The organism is Pseudescherichia vulneris (assembly GCF_902164725.1).
In the GTDB taxonomy this organism is placed as follows: domain Bacteria; phylum Pseudomonadota; class Gammaproteobacteria; order Enterobacterales; family Enterobacteriaceae; genus Pseudescherichia; species Pseudescherichia vulneris.
Genome location: NZ_LR607338.1, coordinates 3,039,950 through 3,040,680, shown reverse-complemented (window position 1 = coordinate 3,040,680; position 731 = coordinate 3,039,950). Strand labels below are relative to the sequence as shown.

Here is a 731-nt window from a genome sequence, read left to right as displayed (position 1 = left end):
GATAATGAAAAAAATCCTGTTAAGTACCCTGCTGCTCTCACTGCCTTTTATGAGCGATGCACAGCAGCTATTCTCCTCCTCAGATGAGGCGGCGAGTGCCTTTGCCAACGCGGTGGCCGATCAAAACGAAGCCCAGCTTGCCGCCGTGCTGGGCGATGACTGGCGGCAATTTCTGCCGCAGAAGGAGGTCGATCCCGAAGCTATCGCCCGCTTCAACCGCGACTGGGCGGTGAAGCATGAGATTGTCGAACAAGAGAGTGTTGCCCATCTCAACGTTGGCGACGCGGGTTGGCAGCTGCCGATCCCTATAGTCAAAATCGCCGGAGGCTGGCACTTTGATATGCCTGCGGCTCAGGAGGAGATCCTCACCCGCGCCATTGGCCGCAACGAGCTGTCGGTGATTGGAGCCATGCATGCCTACGTCGATGCGCAATATGATTACCGGCAGCGCAAGCAGGTCTACGCCACAAAACTCATCAGCAGCGAAGGGCAGCAGGACGGCCTCTACTGGCCGATACAGCCCGGCGAGACACCCAGCCCACTCGGCCCGGCATTTAGCCCAGGCGTGCCGGGTGAGGGCTATCACGGCTACCATTTTCGGATCATCCACAGCGACAGTGCCAACGGGTTTGCTCTCCTGGCGTGGCCAGTGGCGTGGGGGAAAACGGGGGTAATGAGCTTTATGGTGGATCAGGACGATCGTGTTTATCAGGCTGATTTAGGCAAGGAGA

The 731-nt window shown here is 58.1% G+C and carries 1 protein-coding gene; it reads left to right on the top strand.

The window, feature by feature from the left end; all coding sequences use genetic code 11:
- Positions 1-4: 4 nt before the first annotated feature.
- On the top strand, positions 5-731 hold a 727-nt coding region (locus tag FN633_RS12605; RefSeq protein WP_154058933.1), incomplete at its 3' end, for a DUF2950 family protein.